A 2,571-nucleotide genomic window follows, 5' to 3' on the forward strand; every position below is an offset into this window, starting at 1 on the left:
GGCCGTCTCATTTATCGGGGGGTCCACTGTGGGTTATCGGGGCCCTGCTGAATAAGCCTCCAAGAAGGTCAAGGCTAGAAGTATAATAACGCGAAGCCCGATCAGGACTCGCCAATATGCAGAAGCTTCACGGACACGACGAACGAGATCGTCAGATGACCCCACCATTCAAACCACCTCCCAACTCGAGTGGACGGCTCGGACGGGACGGCAGCACATAGACACATCCACTCGGGACCCCCGTGGCTATTGGGCATGTCCGTCCGACCCTAGTGTCCCGTGTCTGAAGTCTTTTTGCGGTTGGCTCTGGTGAGGATCTGGTCGGCGGTTTTGGTCCAGGCGAAGGGTTTGCATCGCTGGTTGTAGCCGTCGATGAACGCACGGATCGCGGCGGTCAGGTCGGGCACGGAGGTGAAGGTGCCGCGGCGGATGGCCTGGCGGGTGATGATCCCGAAGAAGATCTCCACCATGTTCAGCCAGGAACAGCTGGTGGGGGTGAAGTGCATGGTGATGCGGGGGTGTCGGGCCAGCCAGGCTTTGACGTTCGGGTGGTTGTGGGTGGCGTAGTTGTCGACCACGACGTGCAGTTGTACTCGGGGGTGGGCCTTGGCGACCTGCTTGAGGAAGGCCAGGAACTCCACGTTGGAGTGCCGGTCGAAGCAGGCGTCGGCGCTGACGCGTCCGGTGGCCACCTCCAGGGCGGCGAACAGGGTGGTGGTGCCGTTGCGGACGTAGTCGTGGGTCCGACGCTCCGCCAGTCCGGGGCGAAGCGGCAGGATCGGCGCGGTCCGGTCGAGCGCCTGGACCTGGGACTTCTCGTCGACCGAGACCACCACCGCGCCGGCCGGCGGGTTCAGGTACAGGCCGACCACGTCCCGGATCTTGGCTTCCAGTTGAGGATCGGTGGAGAACTTGAACGTCTCCGACCGGTGCGGTTGCAGGCCCCATTTGCGCCAGACACGTGACACGGTGGCGAAGCTGACCGGTGTTCCTTCCCGGCGCAGCTGGTCGGCCAGCAGCCGCGCCGACCAGTGCGTCACTCCGAGGTCCGCTGGTGGCCGCCCGTCGTCGGAGACGGTGCGCACCACGATGGCGACTTCGTCGACCACCGACGGTCGGCCCGAGCGTTCCAGGTCGGCCAACGCGTCGATGCCGCCGGCGTCGTAGCGGTTGCGCCACGCCAGGACCGTCGGTGTCGACACTCCGACCTGTCGGCCGATCGCCGCGTTCGGCATACCTTCAGCGGCCAGTAGAACGATCCTCGCCCGCTGCGCCAGGCCCGCCGCCGACTGTGATGACCGGGTCAACGCGCGTAGACGAGACCCATCTCCCGGGCGAAGCGCCAGTGGCGCGGCAACAGACATGCCTCATTGTCCCGCACCTGAACCACAAAACCACTTACGACACGCGACACTAGAGATCCACCCCCATAGCTGTAAAGGCGGTATCACAAGCCGCTACCACAATCCGGTCACCAGCCGGCAAGCTGGACCAGCCCGCTGACTCAGCGTCGCCTGCCCTCGCCCCCATCTATCCGAGGTACGGACAATCACGCCGCTCAGCGTGGTGGCGTAGCCGGAGCCGTACCGTGTCGTGGATGGGGATGTCAGCGAACTCGGCAGGATCGACGAACCGCACCTCGGTCGACTCGTCGCTGACCAGAATCGTCCCGCCAACGATCCGACCGAGGTAGGTGACGGTGAACTCCTGGCGCACCTCGCCGTCCGCGTACGCGATCACGTGAGCCGGGTCGGTGTAGACGCCGAGCAGCGCGGTGACCTCGATGTCGAGGCCGGTCTCCTCCTTCACTTCTCGGACGACGCACTGTTGCAGTGTCTCGCCGACCTCCATCGTGCCGCCGGGCAGCGACCAGTTGCCGGAGTCGGCGCGTCGGTGCATCAGCACCCGACCGCGATCGTCGGTGACGATCGCCGCACCGCCAGGGACGATCCTGTTCGCCCTCGGCGCGGCCGGGTCGCGGTAGTAGTCACGGCGACGGGTCACGACACCTCCCGAAGCGGATACGGAGTGCAGGTCTGCCAGACCTGCTCGAACTGGTCTGCGTACGCGGCGAAGACCCCATGCGGTGACAGCTCCCGCAGGTGAAGGGCTGGGTGCTGATAGCCCCGCGCGCGGTACAGATGCGGCGTCACGATCATCTGATGGTCGAACCGGAAGACCGAGTTGTACAGGTGCACCGTGTGCAGACCGACCGTCACTCCTGGTACCTCGTACAGCGGCTCGCAGAAGTTGAGTGCGTTGCGGATGCGGCCAGGCAGCGTACCGCCGATCTGTTCAAGGTCGTCGCGCTCGGCGACGTGCGGACAGTCCGGGTCAGCGAAGGCCATCCGGACTCGGGCGCCGTTGGCACACTTGTCTGCGATACGCTCCATTGTGTCCGGCAGCATCTCCATGATGAACGGGTACGCGTAGCCGAGTAGGTCGATCTGCTTCGTCGCGCCGGTCAGCAACGCCGTCCACACCTGCTGTGGAACGTCCGCCCGGTGGGCGTAAGAGCGACCGGCAATAGGGTCCAAGATCCGGACATGCGGGTACCTGGAAGTAGTAGGC

The 2,571-nt window shown here is 65.1% G+C and carries 3 protein-coding genes; all 3 read right to left on the reverse strand.

All coding sequences use genetic code 11. The features are described 5' to 3' along the window. Window positions 1-269: 269 nt before the first annotated feature. Window positions 270-1,364: an IS630 family transposase gene (locus ACFHW1_RS28640; protein ID WP_416616694.1), complete on the reverse strand. Its 1,095-nt coding sequence runs from the start codon at window positions 1,362-1,364 to the stop codon at window positions 270-272. Between the two features lie 166 nt (window positions 1,365-1,530). After that, window positions 1,531-2,004: an NUDIX domain-containing protein gene (locus ACFHW1_RS28645; protein WP_416568590.1), complete on the reverse strand. Its 474-nt coding sequence runs from the start codon at window positions 2,002-2,004 to the stop codon at window positions 1,531-1,533. Then, the coding region (locus tag ACFHW1_RS28650; protein ID WP_416616696.1) for a hypothetical protein at window positions 2,001-2,571 on the reverse strand (571 nt) is incomplete at its 5' end. The genes ACFHW1_RS28645 and ACFHW1_RS28650, both read right to left, overlap by 4 nt.

The organism is Micromonospora sp. LOL_014 (assembly GCF_048060245.1).
Classification (GTDB): domain Bacteria; phylum Actinomycetota; class Actinomycetes; order Mycobacteriales; family Micromonosporaceae; genus Micromonospora_E.

Coding starts and splice junctions, on each gene's coding strand:
- ACFHW1_RS28640 (WP_416616694.1), bottom strand. CDS start 1,364: ATGTCTGTTGCCGCGCCACTGGCGCTTCGCCCGGGAGATGGGTCTCGT.